Raw genomic sequence first — 17,041 nt, 5'->3', positions numbered from 1 at the left:
CTTATGGTTAACATTCAATTAAGCATAGAAGAATTAATTTTTTCTTTTTACAGTGAAGGACTATATGAACAAGGAATCTCAATGAAGGAAACGTACTTTCCTTCACTGCAGGATTCAGAGTTGAAATTAATGTTGGAATTCGCAGCGCGTTCTATGTTGGCTAAAAATATGGTACATGAAATTAATAATCAATATAAATTAAGAGAGGAGTATGCCCCTTTTATTCATATTTTAAGTTTTGCAGAAAGGACTATAAAGGCATCAAAGTTTGATTTGGAAAGAGATGGAGAAGAAAGTATTTCATTTCATTTAAGAAACGGAGAAATATATATTCATAGGCTTTTACATGATCATCAAGTGCATTATGTTTCAAAGATTCCAGAAAAACAATTTATCATTAGTATTAAAGAATTTTTTCAATTTAATAAAATGGATAATAAAAGTGAGATATTGTATACAATAAAGAATGAAGAATTTGAAGATTTATTGGAAGATATGAGTACCTCAAGCTCACCAACACAATTAACTATTCAAAAATGGATTCCTAGAATGCAAGCTTCTTTTGCTTTGGAGTTTTTGGAGGATGTTGCTAACAGGAAAGGGAAAATGGATAGCCTTCTTAGTTTAAAATATGACTCTGAGAATAATCCGGAATTAATAGATCTTATATTTGTGATACCTGGAAAATCTGATTTCTGGTTGATTACAAGAGACCAATCCCTTGATCTCAATATTCAAAAAGTGAGCGAGTCGCTTATTAAGGATTTACTCCAAAACAAGATGGCACCTTTTTTTTAGGGGGATATTAAATGTCAAATAAACGGGAAGAAGAAAACACGATTTTCATAAAAGGTTCGAAGTTTTATTACGTATTAATGTTTCTAGCCACGGTAGGCTTTTTAATAGGATGTGTTTTCTTAATTATAAACGGATTGAAATTTAACTCTAAATACTCCTTATTCTATCTTGGTGGAGGAATTTTGTTTACACCCTTTTATTTATATCTTACCCTTTGGAGTTTGCCTGGTTTTATACCTGGGAAAATCTTATTCAAAATTATCCCAGGTGAGGGTGGCAGAGTGATATCGAACAAGGGGACTGTTCCAATTAAAAACATACAGGATATAAGTTTTGTGAGAAATCCTTTAAATTTAATCAATGACATTGTTATTCAAACATTTGATGATAAAAAGATAAGAATCCGAACCTATAACCTTCTTGATGAGTTAGTTTATGAAATGATGGTCGATCAATATATTTATCCTTATATGCATGAACACGCAAAGCAAGTTTGGGACCGTAAGATAAATCTAGAACGTTTAAGTAAAGAAGCAAGGTATGAAAGAAAGGAACCAAAGATTGATTAGAATAATAAGATCCTGCTATTTTTGTTATGAGCTCTTTAAAGGTCACCCCTATAAAGAGCTTTTGTTTTGAGATCAGCCGTCTCTCCCTATCGGAAGGAGAATAATATGAAAAATTTAATCGCCTTTACTGCAGTATTTCTAATATGGACATTAATTTCTTTAATGCTGACTGGGATAGATATTCCGATTCCAAGTTCTTATATTGCTCTAATGATTACGGCAAATGCTGTTTTTGCCTTTTTCTCTATTTTTGTTCAAAAACTAGTTATTACCCTCTATGAAGTAAATGTATATGAACAGCCTAGGACTTTCCTTGACTATTGTTTTAAATATATTGCTATTATCACTTCAGGTGTGAATTACCATATTCAGCATATGTTAAATAGGCTTCCTATTATTCTTAATAAATTGGCATCTATATTTTTCTTTCTCTTTCTTATCTTTACAGGCTTCGGTCTGATGGCTGTTTTTAACTAATACAAGTCGTTAATAACCGGGAGAGGGGGAGAGATTTTGACTGCAAAAGGAAAGCAAAAGAAATTCCTATTTAACAGAGGGTTTTTATTTTTTTGGAAAAGTAATTTGGTGTTGTTTTTAGCTATCTTATTTCTCTATATAAACAAATCGAGCTGGAGTGAAGAAGGCTCAGTTCTCCTGGTTTTGGCTCTAATGTGGGAAGCGCTCATTTTATTATTATCCATAATTGAGGGTGTAAAGGCCAAAAGAGCTGAGTCTCTGAAACTTTAAGGGATAATGTACGTATGTAAATTTAGAGTTAAAGAAACAAAAAGGAGGACCCCATGCCAAAGAAAAGCCCCATCGCCATATTAATCGTATTACTAACCAGCTTCCTATTCCTCTCAGCCTGCAGCAGCTCTGAAAGCAATTCAGAAGCCAAAGCGGAGAAAAAGGAAGAAGACAAATATGAAAAATTAGTTAAAGAGAAAAACAAGGAACTTGAGCTCGAACCCCTTGAGCTGACTTCTTACAGTGAGGAAGTAGGGGCAGCTCTGAAAAATCCGGAGTATAAGGAGTTTGCCGCAAATGGAAAGGTGGCTGTGCAAGGAGAGGTTGAAAAGTACTCTGACCTAAAATCCGGCTATGCCTGGATCAAGGTTCGCTCCACAGAGGATGGACCGGCAGGGAATGATCTGGAATACTACACACCCATCAAAGAAGGGAAGTTCAAACAGAATATCCGTTTATTTAATGGGGAAGGCGAGTATAAGGTAACGGTTCAGCTCCCAAGCACGGATAGTGAGAATTATTATTATGATCTTGCCTCGTTCACTGTACACAATGTGAATCCGGATACAGAGCGGGATGTGACGTTTACTCCGTTTGGACAGGAGGCAGATCTGGACCTGGATATCGAGTCGAGCTATCTAAAAGGCAATGAAGTATTCAATTTAAAAGGGGAAGCCGGAAGCCTAACAGATAGCGATACAATCATGCTACAGCTGAATAAGGATTCAGAAATGTGGAAGCATGTCATTAAGCTTAAGGATGGAAAATTCACCTATGATGTGCCGTTATTTTACGGAAAAGGCCTGCACAAGCTTGAGGTGCTCGTTCCTGACAAAGAGAGGGAAAATTACTATCAGACAGCCACAACCATTTTAATAGACAACGAGTCTGATAGGACGATGAGCCCAATTGAATTTTCTAAAACATATGAGGAGCGGGGAGTGGCGCTTGAATACCCGCAGTATGGCGGTGAGAAGTCCGACGGTGTCTTTTCTGTAAAAGGAAAAATTGATCCGCAGGCAGAATTCGGTCCTGAAACAGATCATATTTACATTACCACTAAAAAAGGTGAAGACGAAGCACTGGATGTTATCCCTGTAAAAGATTTCACGTTTGATGATTCTTTTTATTTAAGGTTTGGTCCCGGCACATATGAAGTCACACTAAGTGTGCCGGAAATCAAGGAAGAGAACAGTGATTATTTCCGCTTTTATGGGTTTGCCAAATTTGAGGTGGAGTCAACAGGCGAGGATAAGCGGGACCTGCTTCCATCAAGAGGCGTTCAGTCCGATGCTCCGCAAATTACTGAACTGGCGCAAGATCTGACAGAAGGCATTAGCAGTGAAAGGGAAAAGGCGAAGGCCATCTATGATTATGTCGCTAAAACCGTTTCATATGATGTAAATAAGCTCGAAACAGATGACTTCAGCTGGGATGATAGTGCGCTCAAGACACTTGATTCCAAAACGGGCGTCTGCCAGGATTATTCGTATCTGGCCATTGCTCTGCTTCGGGCCAGCAACATGGAAGCCCGCTTTATTGAAGGAACTGCTTTCGGCGGATTCTGGCCGCAGAAGCATGCTTGGGTTGAAGTGAAGGTGGATGGAAACTGGCTCACGATGGATCCGACATGGGGAGCGGGATACATTAAGGATGATAAATTCGTGGCCGCTTTCAACGAAAAATACTTTGATCCGAATCAGGCTGAGTTTGAAAAAACACATAGCCGCACAGGTGTACAATACTAAACTGCAAAAAGTCATGGGGCTTGTTCCTGTGGCGTTTTTTTATTTGCCAATTGAATGGAAATTTAATCCGAAATACCCTTCAATATATATTCTGAAAATTATAAAATCAAATTGACTGGGCTTCCGTCCGGATCTCCGTTAAGGAGGGAAAGGCTTGAAAATACATTTGGCAGGAGTGATCTTTTGTATGATGCTGATTTTCCCTGGTATGGTGAAGGCTGGCGGCTTTGGCGGTGATGACAGCGGGACTCCGGGTTACTGGTATGCCGGAGAATCACCTTCAAGCATTGACCCTTCCAAATCACCTCTTGTATTTGTGCACGGCTATAATAATTCGTCAGCTGTCTGGCATGAAGGAAATGATATGTATGAAGTGGCTTTGGCAAATGGATATGAAACAGCCTTCATTGATCTACATCATGACCGGGATATGTGGACGAATGGTGCCATTCTGGCTGAAAAGCTTCAGGAAATGTACCATCATTTTGGCGGAAAAAAGCTGGTGGTCATCGGCTATAGCAAAGGCGGTGTGGATATTCAGACAGCCCTTGTGCATTACAATGCCCACCCCTATGTATCAAACGTCATCTCTCTATCCTCTCCTCATCATGGCACCCAGCTTGCAGATCTTGCACACAGCAGCGCAGCCTGGTGGCTTGCTGCTCTTCTCGGAAACAATAATGAAGCAACTGAATCCCTGCAGACAGGCAATATGCAATACTTTCGAAGCCTTACAGATTCCCATCAGAATGCTGGAAAAAACCGTTATTATACACTTGGCGGCACCAAATGGGGTTCATTTGGCAGTGCTTCCTACTGGGGAGGCTTATACCTGAGCGCGTACGGAAAAAACGATGGTGTTGTGACAGCAGTTAATTCTCGGCTTCCTGGTGCTTCCATTGTTCAGGAAGGCGGGTGGAATCATACAACCATTCGCGAAGGATCCCATACATTCCTTGTATTCAAACCCTATACTACTATTACTCAGCCTGCTGCAGTTTTCTCGTCACCAGGACCAGAAGCCGCTTCCAGCCGGCCTGGCATCCATTCCATTGTAAAAGGCGGGAAAGCTGTCAGTGCAATAAGTGAGCAGTTTACTGTGGAGGATAATGTAAACTCCATAACCGTTTCTTTTTTAAGCGAAAAGAATTTGTCTGCATTAAAATTAATCAGTCCGGACGGAAAAGAATATAAAACGGGAAAAACGTATAAAGAAGAATCCGATTTTTTCAAAGGCGCGTGGATTCACCAGTTTGAAATCGAGTATCCTGAAGCAGGAAGCTGGCATTTAAAGGCTCCGGCAAATGCATCGTATCTATACACCGTTACACTAAACAGCCCGTTAAATGATAATATTCAGGGCAAGTCTGCGAAAAGTCATAAAGCCCTTAAAACAAAATGGATCCGCTTCGGGTTTGATTCTTCAGGGAAAAAGCTGCAGCAAAAATCGAAAGGGGAAAAGCCCGGCCTCATGACCGACAGCGATTTTCCACAGGAAGGCGTCTACAATGTGACAACGGAAATAAAAGGACTTACCGAAAATGGAAAGCCATATGAAAGAACACTTATCGAATCTTTTTATATAGATCAGAATGGAAAACGACATAACTAACTGGTCTCCGGCTGCTGAGAAGCAGCCTCTATTTATGTTCTGAAACCATTTAGAAGATAGAACCATCCCGAGAAAAACACAGGAGTTTCCAGCGCGACAGCGAATATATAATAGGTTAGAATTAAATTCAGTAAATTGTAAATTAGTGGAATTATAGATATAGAAAAAGGGGAGAGATTTCACATGGAACGAAATCAGATGCACCCTGCAATTGAGAGGGTATTAGGAAATATTGAAAAAGTCATGATCGGTAAACGGGATGTCGCAGAGTTAAGCCTAGTGGCGCTTTTAGCGGAAGGCCATGTATTGCTTGAAGATGTTCCGGGTGTCGGGAAAACGATGATGGTTCGTGCGCTGGCTAAATCAGTCGGAGCCGCATTTAAACGCATCCAGTTCACGCCTGATTTGCTGCCCTCGGATGTGACAGGTGTATCCATCTATAATCCGAAGGAAATGGAGTTTCAGTTCAGGCCTGGTCCCATTATGGGTAATATTATTTTAGCAGACGAAATCAACCGGACCTCTCCCAAGACGCAATCCGCTCTTCTTGAAGGGATGGAAGAAAGCAGTGTGACCATCGACGGAGTGACGCATCGCCTTGAAAGGCCCTTCTTCGTTATGGCAACGCAAAATCCCATCGAGTATGAGGGAACCTATCCGCTTCCGGAAGCGCAGCTGGACAGATTCCTTTTAAAAATGAAAATGGGTTATCCGGATATAGCGGATGAAATGGAGGTCTTGAACCGGGCACAGCGCATTCCGCCGATAGAAGATCTGGAAACGGTAATGGATCTGGCTGAATTGCGCTCCCTGCAGACAGAAATTAAAGAAGTGCATGTGGATCAAACAATTAAACGCTATATTGTGGAAATTGCGGGTGGAACCCGTAACCACAGCAGTGTGTATTTAGGGGCAAGTCCGCGCGGCTCGATTGCTTTAATGAAAGCAGCCCAGGCTTATGCGTTCATGTATGGACGCGATTATGTTCTTCCGGATGACATTCAGTATTTGGCGCCTGCTGTTTTTGTCCACAGAATTATCTTAAGGTCAGAGGCGAAATTTGAAGGCATTACCGCTGAAGAAGTGGTGGGTCGGGTCATTGCCAGGGTGCCTGTCCCTGTACAAAGGCTAGTGAAGTAAAATGAAACAGCTGTTAAATACACTGAAAGGTGTCTGGAAGCTGATTGTGCTATTTCTGCTTATTTTGTTCACCTTTTCGTATGCCATGTTCCAGGGCGGCTTTGTCAGCTGGTTTTTGTTTTACAGCTTTGTGCCGTTTGCTTTATACGCCCTTGGTCTGTCGTTTTATTCATTAAACGGCGTTAAAGTGGAGCGGATCCTGCCGAAAACAGAATACAATGCGGGTGAGCAGGCAGTGATTACTTTAAAGGTAAGCAGAGAATCAGCATTTCCTTTATTGTACCTCGTCATTGAGGATGAAATGAGCGAACAGCTCCTGCATGCCAGGAAGTCAAATGAAGCAAAGCGGCTTCTGTTTCCGGGGTTCCAAAAGGAAATGTCCATTCAATACAAGATTAACAGTCTGCCGAGGGGAGAGCATTTTTTTGCTTCAGTCCGTTTTAAAACGGGTGATCTGCTCGGTTTACTAGAAAAAGAAAGACAAGCCCCCGCTGAGAGCAGGATGATTGTCTACCCGGCGTATGAAGAACTGATTTATAAGCCTATGGCCCATCATTATGACCAGGGAATGACTGCTTCAAAAGAGCGGGTGCAAAGAGATACTTCCATGGCAATCGGCATCAGGGAGTATCAGCCGGGAGACAGATTTTCTTGGATTAACTGGAAAGCCAGCGCTAAGCGAAATGAGATTATGACCAAAGAATTTGAACAAAGGCAATCTCACGATGTCTACATTCTGATGGACTGTGCACCAGATAGCCGATTTGAAGCTATCGTTTCCTTTACTGCTTCCATTGCGAGGTCGATTCTCCGTAAAGGAGCACAGGTAGGGTTTTTGACCTCTGCAGCTGCCCGGACAGCTTTTCCAATCAGAGGCGGAGAAGCACACCAGCTTCAGCTGTTTCACCATTTGGCAAAAATAAAAGATGATTCGGCAGCAACCGTGGACCGGGTTCTTGAAGCAGAGCATTTTCTTCTGCAGCAGAACAGTCAGCTGATGATTGTTACAGCACAATTAACAAAAGCACTTATCGAGAAAGCCGGATTTTTTACGTCCAAAAGTGGGGCCTTGACGATATTTTTAATCAAAAATGAGCATGAATCTCCTTCCGGTGATGAACTGGCGCTTAAAGCCTCTGCGAATGCCAGGGGAATCCGGGTCGTTTTGGTTCATAACGGACATTTTGCAGATGTGTTTTCGGGGGTGGGCAAGTGATGGGCTATCAGCGGGTTCAAAAAGATTTTGCCACCTTTCTTCTATATGTTCTTGGCTTTTTCTTATTATGGGAATGGCTGCGCCCGGTTGAAGAGCTGACAGATACATCGAATATTTTCGTTTTCCTTGTGTTCCTTGTATTGTCACTCCTTATGGCTTTCTTTGGCGTAAGTCCAGTAATGAGCAGTGCTATTAAGGTGCTTTATATTTTATATGAGTTGCATTATTTGTATTTTGAAGGCTCCTTTTTTCATTTTTCATGGATAGCCGCGTTTGCATCGGATATGTGGCATAACTTTGGCTTGCTGGCTGGGAGAGACTGGCCCGCAATAACCAATCTTTTCAGAAGCCTGCTTTTTTTCATACTGCTGTGGCTGATGACCTATTTGATTCAGTACTGGCTGATTAATCGCAGGCAGATTTTCATTTTCTTTTTCATGACACTCATTTATATAACGGTCCTGGACACCTTTACGCCATACACGGCAGACGCAGCGATTGTCAGGACAGTTATTGCGGGATTTGCGGTTATGGGGATCTTAACGTTTAACCGTCTTCTGGAGCAGGAAGGGCTGAAGAAAGAAGCCTCCCTGTCGCGCAAATGGATGATTCCGCTGACGGCTCTGATCGCGCTAAGCACAGGCTTGGGATTTGCTGCCCCAAAGGCAGAACCGATTTGGCCCGATCCTGTTCCGTTTATAAAATCCTATGGGCAGAACAGCGGCAGTGATGGCCCGGGTATTCAGAAAATCGGCTATGGTGAAGACGATTCCCGCCTTGGCGGCCCTTTTATAGGAGATAACGCTGTGGTTTTCAGGGCGGAAGTGGAGTCCCGCCATTACTGGAAGGTGGAAACGAAGGATACGTATACAGGCAAGGGATGGGTAACCTCCCAGCCTGAAGGGGAATATCTTCCGTTTGGAATGGGAGAAGAAATCCCGGTTACATCGTTCATCGATAACGATGCAATTGAAACCAAAGATGAAGTAAGCTCGGTTTATACTTTTATGAATTACCCTCATGTGGTGTATCCATTAGGGTTAAAAAATATCGAAGCCTCGCCTTTCATTACCTATGAGCTGGAAACGGCCACAGAAAAGATCCGGACATTGGATAGCGGACGGCCGTTTGCATTGGAAGATTACAAATTGGATTTTGCGGTGCCTGAATACAGTGTGACTGCCATGAAGGCATCGGGAGCAAAAGCGGAATCACTTCCTGAGGAATTTTTGTCCCGATATACACAGCTGCCTGAAGAATTACCTGAACGAGTCAGGGAGCTGGCGCAGGAAATCACTCAGGATCAGCCGGATTGGTTTGAAAAAGCCAGGGAGCTTGAGAGGTATTTCCGAAGGGCGGAATATACCTACAGCCAGACAGACGTAGCTGTTCCGGATGAAAATGAGGATTATGTGGACCAATTTTTATTTGATGCCAAGCAGGGGTATTGCGACAATTTCTCTTCCTCTATGGTGGTTATGGCGAGGTCGATTGGATTGCCGGCAAGATGGGTAAAGGGCTATACAGAGGGAGAATTCAAGCAATCACTCGGGTCTGGTCTTCGCTTGTTTGAGGTAACAAATAACAATGCCCATTCTTGGGTGGAAATTTATTTTCCTGAAATGGGCTGGGTTCCATTTGAACCAACCCAGGGCTTTAATAATAATGTTCAGTTCAACTTTGACACTGCAGGTGAAAATACGAACCAGACGGAGACAGAAAAGCCAAAAGAGACTGAGACTCCTGTCAAGCCGGACAAGCCGGACGTAACAGCATCTGAAGAGTCGCCGTTTACTTTAGAAAAGCTTTTGGGCAATATAGAGTCTTTCTTTAAAGAACATTGGAAAGTCATCGGAGCAGCCGTATTGGCAGCTGCTTTGCTTGTTATCGTGATTTTCCAAAAACGGGGTAAATGGCTTCCTCATTATTTCATCTGGAGATTTAAAAGAACAAGGAATGATGAGCACTTCGCCAAGGCTTACCTGATTCTTTTAAAAGAATTGGACCGATACGGGTTAAAACGGAAAAGCGGACAAACCTTAAGGGATTATGCCAAGTATGTTGACAGCTTTTTCTCAACAAGGGAAATGAGCAGGCTGACAGCACACTACGAAGAGCTTGTCTACAGGGGGGTCCTGAAAGAAGGAAGCTGGAATGATACGAAGGAATTGTGGGAAAATTTAATTAAAAAGACAATAGCTTGACCGGGATTTGCGGCTGTTGTTACAATAGGCAAATAAGACAGCGGCATATTGTTCGGATTTTGCCGTTTTACACAATTAAATCATGCACCTTCATATATCCTCGATAATATGGTTCGAAAGTCTCTACCGGATCGCCGTAAATGATCTGACTATGAAGGCAGAAGAAGTTTTTTGCTATACGTGAGAACCGGAATTCTGCCTTCACTTTTTTTGTGGAGAAAGAGTTTCGGTTTTTTTTATTGTCCAGCTATCCGTTGATATATATGAAATGCTTGAGAAATTATATTTTTACTAGATATTTTATCTGCAGGAGAGAAGACTAAAGGCAATATAACAAATTTAATGAGGTGAACAGTGTGACGGGGAAAACAGAACTTCAAAATCAGGAAATGATCGTAGTACTGGACTTTGGAAGCCAGTACAATCAGTTAATCACACGCAGAATTCGTGAATTTGGTGTTTACAGTGAGCTGCATCCGCATACGATTACAGCTGCAGAAATCAAGGAAATGAATCCGAAAGGAATTATTTTTTCCGGAGGGCCTAACAGTGTATATGGCGAAAATGCCTTCCGCTGTGATGAAGAAATATTTGAACTGGGATTGCCGATTTTTGGTATCTGCTATGGCATGCAGCTGATGACCATGCATTTTGATGGAAAAGTAGAACCTGCCAAGCACCGTGAATACGGAAAGGCAATCATGAAGATTGAAAATGAATCTAAATTGTTTACAGATCTTCCTCGGGAACAGACTGTCTGGATGAGCCATGGCGATCTTGTTGTAGAGGCTCCGGCTGGTTTTACAGTAGATGGTACCAATCCATCATGCCCAATTGCGGCGATGAGCAATGAAGAGCGCGGTTTATACGCTGTTCAATTCCATCCTGAGGTGCGCCATTCTGTTCATGGAAATGATATGCTGAAAAACTTTGTGTTCGGTGTTTGCGGCTGTACTGGCGATTGGTCAATGGAAAACTTCATTGAAATTGAAATGGAAAAGATCCGCCAGGAAGTTGGAGATAAAAAGGTTCTTTGCGCATTGAGCGGCGGTGTTGATTCATCTGTTGTTGCCGTTCTTATTCATAAAGCAATCGGCGACCAGCTGACTTGTATTTTCGTCGATCACGGCCTGCTGAGAAAAGATGAAGCAGAAGGCGTCATGAAGACATTTGCAGATGGCTTTAATATGAATGTCATTAAAGTGGATGCCCAGGAACGCTTTATGAATAAGCTTAAAGGTGTGAGCGATCCTGAACAAAAACGTAAAATCATCGGCAACGAATTTATTTATGTATTCGATGATGAAGCTACTAAGCTTGAAGGCATTGAGTTCCTTGCACAAGGAACACTTTATACCGATATTATTGAAAGTGGAACAGCTACTGCCCAGACGATTAAATCTCATCACAATGTAGGCGGGCTTCCCGAAGATATGCAATTTAAGCTGATTGAGCCGCTTAACACGCTGTTTAAAGATGAAGTGCGCGCACTTGGAACAGAGCTTGGCATTCCCGATGAAATCGTGTGGAGACAGCCCTTCCCTGGTCCGGGATTAGGGATCCGCGTGCTTGGAGAGATTTCAGAGGACAAGCTGGAAATTGTACGCGAATCTGATGCCATTTTGCGAGAGGAAATTAAAAAGGCAGGTCTGGACCGTGATATTTGGCAATATTTCACTGTCTTGCCCGATATCCGCAGTGTCGGTGTAATGGGAGATGCCCGGACTTATGATTATACGATTGGAATCCGTGCGGTTACTTCCATTGATGGTATGACTTCTGACTGGGCACGTATTCCATGGGATGTACTGGAGATTATTTCAACTAGAATCGTTAATGAAGTATCGCATGTCAACAGAGTGGTTTACGATATTACAAGCAAGCCGCCTGCAACAATCGAGTGGGAATAAAATACGAACATTAATAAAAAGCGGACATGAAAATGTTCGCTTTTTCTATTGACTGGGACTTTTTGAGGTGTTATGATAAAGAAGAATTAAATATGTCGTTTTACGTCGTATAATCTTGGGGATATGGCCCAAAAGTTTCTACCGAGCTGCCGTAAATAGCTTGACTACGAGGTAAGTGCAAATAGGGATGTTTTTGCCTTTATTCTTCTTTGTTTTTCCCTATGGCAAGCACGAACCCAGTTGTCAATGCTCCGGTACTCAAATGCCGGAGTTTTTTTATTGTGAAAATAAAGATAGCCAATAGGGGGAAAAGAAATGAAGAAGTACTTCCAGTTTGAAGAACTTGGTACTAACTATCGCCGTGAATTCATCGGCGGACTCACAACATTTTTAGCAATGGCTTATATTTTAGTCGTTAATCCGATTACTTTATCGTTAATGGATATACCGGATTTGCCGGATGCCATGAGAATGGACTATGGGGCAGTATTTGTGGCAACAGCAGTGGCTGCGGCAATTGGATCCCTATTAATGGGTGTGCTGGCCAGATATCCGATTGCACTTGCTCCGGGTATGGGATTAAATGCATTTTTTGCTTATACTGTTGTTTTAACGATGGGAATTCCTTGGCAGCATGCATTAGGCGGAGTTTTGATCTCAGGAATTATCTTTATCTTTTTATCACTTTCAGGTTTGCGTGAAAAAATCATTAACTCGATTCCTGCAGAATTGAAGTATGCTGTCAGTGCCGGAATCGGTTTGTTTATTACATTTGTCGGCGCTCAAAGTGCAGGGCTGATTGTCAATAATGATGCGGTCCTTGTTGGATTAGGGGATTTTACTGACGGGAATGTGCTCCTGGCCATTTTCGGCATCGTCATAACAGTAATCCTGATGACAAAAGGGATAAATGGCGGAATTTTTATTGGTATGGTAATCACTACTGTTGCTGGGATGATTGCCGGCTTAATTGATGTTCCAGGAAAGGTTGTTGATTCTGTGCCAAGTGTGGCTCCAACGTTCGGAGCGGCATTCGGGGCCTACAGCGACCCTTCATTCTTCTCAACCAGCATGCTGGTCGTTGTCCTGACATTCCTGTTCGTCGACTTCTTTGATACAGCGGGAACTTTGGTAGGTGTGGCCAATCAGGCAGGCCTAATGAAGGAAAATAAACTCCCGCGTGCAGGCAAAGCACTTCTGGCTGACTCAACTGCAACAGTGGTTGGTGCGATATTCGGGACATCGACGACAACTTCATTTATTGAGTCTTCATCAGGGGTTGCGGCAGGTGCAAGAACAGGATTTGCATCGGTTGTAACAGCAGGATTTTTCTTGCTTTCATTATTCTTCTTTCCTTTATTAGAAGTCATTACCTCTGCGGTAACGGCTCCGGCTTTGATCATTGTCGGTGTATTGATGGTTGCGTCCTTAGGCAACATTGACTGGACAAAGTTTGAAATTGCTGTTCCGGCATTCTTGACAATTATCGCAATGCCATTGACTTACAGCATTGCAACAGGAATCGCAATCGGATTTATCTTCTATCCAATCACCATGATTGTAAAAGGAAGAATCAAAGAGATTCACCCTATCATGTATGTGCTGTTTGTTATATTTGTTATGTATTTCATTTTCCTGAAGTAATAGTATGTGTGGGGCCCGCTGGGATGCGGGTCTCTTTTTATATTTAATTCAAATTGATTCGTTGACTTCACGGACAGGCTTTTATACCATGAGAGTACATTTGTTTAATGGGCGGGGAGAAGAGTATGGATGAATATAAGGTAAAAAAAGTGCTGAATAATAACGTCCTTATTGGCAGCCATGAGTCATTGGGAGAAGTCGTCCTGATTGGAAAGGGGATTGGCTTTAACCGGAAATCGGGCCAGCCAATCGATTCTGCTTTGGTTGAAAAGCTCTTTGTGCTTAAAAATGAAAAAGAGCAGGAGAATTATCTTAAGCTCATGCCTTATGTGGAGAATGAATTGCTTGAAGCAATTATCTCCTCGATCCAATTGATTAAACAAAGGGCAAACTCCATGCTTAATGAGCACATCCATGTTGCGCTGACTGATCACTTGATGTTTGCGATAACACGCATGAAGAAAGGCATGGAAATGAGAAATCCTTTTCTTATCGAAACGAAAACACTTTACCCATTCGAATTCGAAATAGCCCAGGAAGTCGTAAATCTTATAGGGCATCGTACAGGTATTTATTTGCCGGAAGGAGAGATTGGGTTTATTGCCCTGCATGTTCACAGCGCTGTAATGAACCGTGATTTATCCGAAGTGAATCAGCATTCTCAGCTGGTGACTCATCTTGTTAACATGATTGAAGATCAGCTGGGTATTGAAATTGATAAAGACAGCATCGATTATATGAGGCTTGTCCGCCATATCCGCTTCACCATTGAAAGGGTTAATAAAGGCGAGGTCGTTGAAGAACCGGAAAAAATAACTTCACTCTTGAAAGAAGAATACCCGGTATGCTACAATCTCTCTTGGAAGCTCATTAAAGTAATGCAGCAAACATTAAAAAAACCAGTCTATAACGCAGAAGCTGTTTATCTGACTATGCATCTGCAAAGGCTGCAAAAGAAAATAAATTAATTGCGATTTTATCTTGTCCAGCATTGGCAAGTCTTTACGTGTTACTGATTCGATCAGGCATGAGTGAAGAAAGGTAATTGAATTTAGGCAAATAGGGTATGATACCCTTGTATGCACCTGAATTCTATCCTTTTTTCCTCATGCCTTTTTTGTTTTTTAATGGTTGCCGCTATTAAATGAAAACGCTTAATGAGTAAAAATTTTAGGGGGTTAACATATGTTTAAAAAAGTATTTGGCGTCCTGCAAAAAGTAGGAAAAGCCTTGATGCTTCCTGTAGCCTTGCTGCCTGCAGCAGGGATCCTGCTTGCTCTTGGTGCGGCTCTGCAGAATCCTGCGCTTCTTGAGCTGGCTCCGTTCCTGGATAACAGCGGGGTCGAGATCGTTGCCCAGGTTATGCAAAAAGCAGGGGATATCGTCTTTGCCAACCTGCCGGTGCTATTTGCGGTTGGTGTAGCTGTTGGTTTGGCAGGCGGTGAAGGTGTAGCTGCACTTGCTGCCATTATCGGTTATTTGATTATGAACGTGACAATGGGTACGGCTGCCGGAATAACGGCAGAGGATGTAAATGGGCTTAATTATGCGAATATCTTAGGGATTCCAACTCTGCAGACAGGTGTATTCGGCGGTATTATAGTTGGAATTATCGCTGCTGCATTATACAACAAATTCTACGAAATCGAACTTCCTTCATACTTGGGATTCTTTGCCGGGAAACGTTTCGTTCCCATTATTACGGCTGCTACATCAGTAGTTCTTGGTTTGCTGATGCTGGTTATTTGGCCGCCAATCCAGGAAGGATTAAATGCCTTCTCACAAAACATGGTTCATGCGAACCTGACTTTATCAGCATTTATATTTGGCTTGATTGAACGGTCGCTGATTCCTTTTGGTCTGCATCATATTTTCTACTCTCCGTTCTGGTATGAATTTGGACAGTATGTAACAAATGCAGGTGAAACAGTACGCGGTGACCAGCGGATTTTCATGGCGCAAATCAGTGATAATGTACAAAACCTTACTGCAGGTACATTTATGACTGGTAAGTTTCCGTTCATGATGTTCGGTCTTCCAGCCGCTGCATTAGCGATTTATCATGAAGCACGTCCTGAAAAGAAAGTAGTAGTCGGAGGTCTTATGGCGTCTGCAGCATTAACTTCTTTCTTAACAGGTATTACAGAGCCGCTTGAATTCTCATTCTTGTTCGTAGCTCCGATCCTGTTTGCTGTGCACGCAGTGTTTGCAGGTCTGTCGTTCATGACTATGCATCTTTTAGATGTAAAAATCGGAATGACTTTCTCGGGCGGTTTGATTGACTATATCCTATTCGGATTAATCAACCCTCAGACAAATGCCTGGATTGTTATACCAGTTGGATTGGTATTTGCTGTGATCTATTACTTTGGTTTTAGATTTGCCATCCGCAAATTTAATTTAATGACTCCGGGCCGTGAAGAGGTAGAAGAAGATGAAGAATCAGCTGCTTCAGGCAAAGGCGGAGATCTTCCATATGAAGTTCTTGATGCTATGGGCGGGCAAGAAAACATCGCTCATCTGGATGCTTGTATTACTCGACTTCGTGTATCAGTAAACGATATTAATAATGTAGACAAAGAGCGCCTGAAAAAACTTGGTGCATCTGGAGTGCTGGAAGTTGGAAACAACATTCAGGCAATCTTTGGCCCGAGATCTGAAACAATCAAAGGCCAAATGAAAGATATCATGAGCGGCAAAAGACCGCGCGCAGTTGAAAAATCTCCAGAAGGCGGAGTAGAGCAGCAGATTGAAGAAGTAAATCCTGAGGCTCTTCAGACTGAACATAAGGAAGATACATTCATTGCGCCATTAAAAGGTGAAATCAAACCAATTACAGAAGTGCCTGACGCTGTATTCTCAGGTAAAATGATGGGTGATGGTTTTGCGATTGTACCTTCAGAAGGAACTGTAGTTTCACCGGTAGACGGGAAAATCGTTAATATGTTCCCGACTAAGCATGCGATTGGCATCCTTTCAGATTCAGGCCGCGAAATCCTGATTCATGTGGGAATTGATACGGTTAACCTGAAGGGTCAGGGATTTGAAGCGTTAATTGCTGAGAATGACCGCGTAGAAGCGGGACAGCCGCTATTGAAAGTGGATCTGGATTATATCGGGGAAAATGCCACTTCTATTATTACACCGATCGTATTCACAAACCTTCAGCAGGGTGAAACAATCAAAATTAATAAGCCTGGCGCTGTTGACCTTAAAGAAAAAGATATCATCGTCATCTCAAAACAATAATATATAATATAGAAGAAACCAGCTGCGGTTAAAACAGCTGGTTTCTTTTTATTTGATAGGATAATAATTTTTTGTGTTTTTTTTGAATAACTTGTTGACCCTTTGGGCAACAGGTGTTATTATAGAAAAACAGTCGCTTGAGACGTTAACAGAATTTAAAAGTTTTTAAAAAAGTTGTTGACGAAGTGATCGAGAAATGATATA

The 17,041-nt window shown here is 42.1% G+C and carries 12 protein-coding genes and 2 riboswitches; all 12 genes read left to right on the top strand.

Annotated features, from left to right (window positions below; translation table 11 throughout):
• The first annotated feature begins 3 nt into the window (after positions 1 to 3).
• The 12 genes from CHI10_RS21290 to ptsG all read left to right on the top strand — a co-directional run bounded on the left by CHI10_RS21290 (position 4) and on the right by ptsG (position 16,837).
• Complete coding sequence (locus CHI10_RS21290) at positions 4 to 798, top strand: hypothetical protein (RefSeq protein ID WP_095246146.1); 795 nt, start codon at positions 4 to 6, stop codon at positions 796 to 798.
• An 11-nt stretch (positions 799 to 809) separates the two neighbouring features.
• Positions 810 to 1,367 carry a DUF5381 family protein gene (locus tag CHI10_RS21285; RefSeq protein ID WP_095246145.1) on the top strand — a complete coding sequence of 186 codons (558 nt, stop codon included), beginning with the start codon at positions 810 to 812 and terminating at the stop codon, positions 1,365 to 1,367.
• Between the two features lie 105 nt (positions 1,368 to 1,472).
• A complete protein-coding gene (locus CHI10_RS21280; RefSeq protein ID WP_095246144.1) occupies positions 1,473 to 1,844 on the top strand; it encodes a hypothetical protein in 372 nt (123 codons plus the stop codon).
• Positions 1,845 to 2,167: 323 nt separating this feature from the next.
• A complete protein-coding gene (locus CHI10_RS21270; RefSeq protein WP_095246142.1) occupies positions 2,168 to 3,862 on the top strand; it encodes a transglutaminase domain-containing protein in 1,695 nt (564 codons plus the stop codon).
• A gap of 154 nt (positions 3,863 to 4,016) precedes the next feature.
• Complete coding sequence (locus CHI10_RS21265; RefSeq protein WP_095246141.1) at positions 4,017 to 5,474, top strand: esterase/lipase family protein; 1,458 nt, start codon at positions 4,017 to 4,019, stop codon at positions 5,472 to 5,474.
• Positions 5,475 to 5,657: 183 nt separating this feature from the next.
• Positions 5,658 to 6,614: an AAA family ATPase gene (locus CHI10_RS21260; protein WP_095246140.1), complete on the top strand. Its 957-nt coding sequence runs from the start codon at positions 5,658 to 5,660 to the stop codon at positions 6,612 to 6,614.
• A 1-nt stretch (position 6,615) separates the two neighbouring features.
• Positions 6,616 to 7,830, top strand: coding sequence for a DUF58 domain-containing protein (locus tag CHI10_RS21255; protein ID WP_095246139.1), 1,215 nt, complete (start codon positions 6,616 to 6,618; stop codon positions 7,828 to 7,830).
• Positions 7,830 to 10,034, top strand: a complete 2,205-nt coding sequence (locus tag CHI10_RS21250; RefSeq protein WP_095246138.1) for a transglutaminase TgpA family protein — start codon at positions 7,830 to 7,832, stop codon at positions 10,032 to 10,034. The genes CHI10_RS21255 and CHI10_RS21250 overlap by 1 nt, the downstream gene beginning before the upstream one ends.
• Before the next feature lie 70 nt (positions 10,035 to 10,104).
• A riboswitch (purine riboswitch) is annotated at positions 10,105 to 10,206 on the top strand.
• Between the two features lie 217 nt (positions 10,207 to 10,423).
• Positions 10,424 to 11,944, top strand: a complete 1,521-nt coding sequence (gene guaA / locus CHI10_RS21245; protein ID WP_179289098.1) for a glutamine-hydrolyzing GMP synthase — start codon at positions 10,424 to 10,426, stop codon at positions 11,942 to 11,944.
• 85 nt (positions 11,945 to 12,029) lie between these two features.
• A riboswitch (purine riboswitch) is annotated at positions 12,030 to 12,131 on the top strand.
• Positions 12,132 to 12,259: 128 nt separating this feature from the next.
• Positions 12,260 to 13,588, top strand: a complete 1,329-nt coding sequence (locus CHI10_RS21240; RefSeq protein ID WP_095246136.1) for an NCS2 family permease — start codon at positions 12,260 to 12,262, stop codon at positions 13,586 to 13,588.
• Positions 13,589 to 13,713: 125 nt separating this feature from the next.
• Entirely contained in the window at positions 13,714 to 14,556 is an 843-nt protein-coding gene (gene glcT, locus CHI10_RS21235) for a glucose PTS transporter transcription antiterminator GlcT (RefSeq protein WP_095246135.1), read from the top strand.
• Between the two features lie 217 nt (positions 14,557 to 14,773).
• Positions 14,774 to 16,837 (top strand): glucose-specific PTS transporter subunit IIBC, encoded by a 2,064-nt coding sequence (gene ptsG, locus CHI10_RS21230; RefSeq protein WP_095246134.1) that lies wholly within the window; start codon positions 14,774 to 14,776, stop codon positions 16,835 to 16,837.
• Positions 16,838 to 17,041: the final 204 nt, after the last annotated feature.

This window comes from Bacillus sp. 7894-2, from assembly GCF_002272225.1.
In the GTDB taxonomy this organism is placed as follows: Bacteria; Bacillota; Bacilli; order Bacillales; family Cytobacillaceae; genus Cytobacillus.
The sequence above is the reverse complement of the archived record's forward strand: the minus strand, read 5'-3'. Positions and strand labels throughout refer to the sequence as shown.

What these genes read in the sequence shown, in the direction of transcription:
- CHI10_RS21270 (WP_095246142.1), top strand. Translation starts at nt 2,168, where the DNA reads ATGCCAAAGAAAAGCCCCATCGCCATATTAATCGTATTACTAACCAGC.
- CHI10_RS21280 (WP_095246144.1), top strand. Translation starts at nt 1,473, where the DNA reads ATGAAAAATTTAATCGCCTTTACTGCAGTATTTCTAATATGGACATTA.
- CHI10_RS21290 (WP_095246146.1), top strand. Translation starts at nt 4, where the DNA reads ATGGTTAACATTCAATTAAGCATAGAAGAATTAATTTTTTCTTTTTAC.
- CHI10_RS21250 (WP_095246138.1), top strand. Translation starts at nt 7,830, where the DNA reads ATGGGCTATCAGCGGGTTCAAAAAGATTTTGCCACCTTTCTTCTATAT.
- guaA (WP_179289098.1), top strand. Translation starts at nt 10,424, where the DNA reads ATGATCGTAGTACTGGACTTTGGAAGCCAGTACAATCAGTTAATCACA.
- CHI10_RS21285 (WP_095246145.1), top strand. Translation starts at nt 810, where the DNA reads ATGTCAAATAAACGGGAAGAAGAAAACACGATTTTCATAAAAGGTTCG.
- ptsG (WP_095246134.1), top strand. Translation starts at nt 14,774, where the DNA reads ATGTTTAAAAAAGTATTTGGCGTCCTGCAAAAAGTAGGAAAAGCCTTG.
- CHI10_RS21240 (WP_095246136.1), top strand. Translation starts at nt 12,260, where the DNA reads ATGAAGAAGTACTTCCAGTTTGAAGAACTTGGTACTAACTATCGCCGT.
- CHI10_RS21255 (WP_095246139.1), top strand. Translation starts at nt 6,616, where the DNA reads ATGAAACAGCTGTTAAATACACTGAAAGGTGTCTGGAAGCTGATTGTG.
- CHI10_RS21260 (WP_095246140.1), top strand. Translation starts at nt 5,658, where the DNA reads ATGGAACGAAATCAGATGCACCCTGCAATTGAGAGGGTATTAGGAAAT.
- glcT (WP_095246135.1), top strand. Translation starts at nt 13,714, where the DNA reads ATGGATGAATATAAGGTAAAAAAAGTGCTGAATAATAACGTCCTTATT.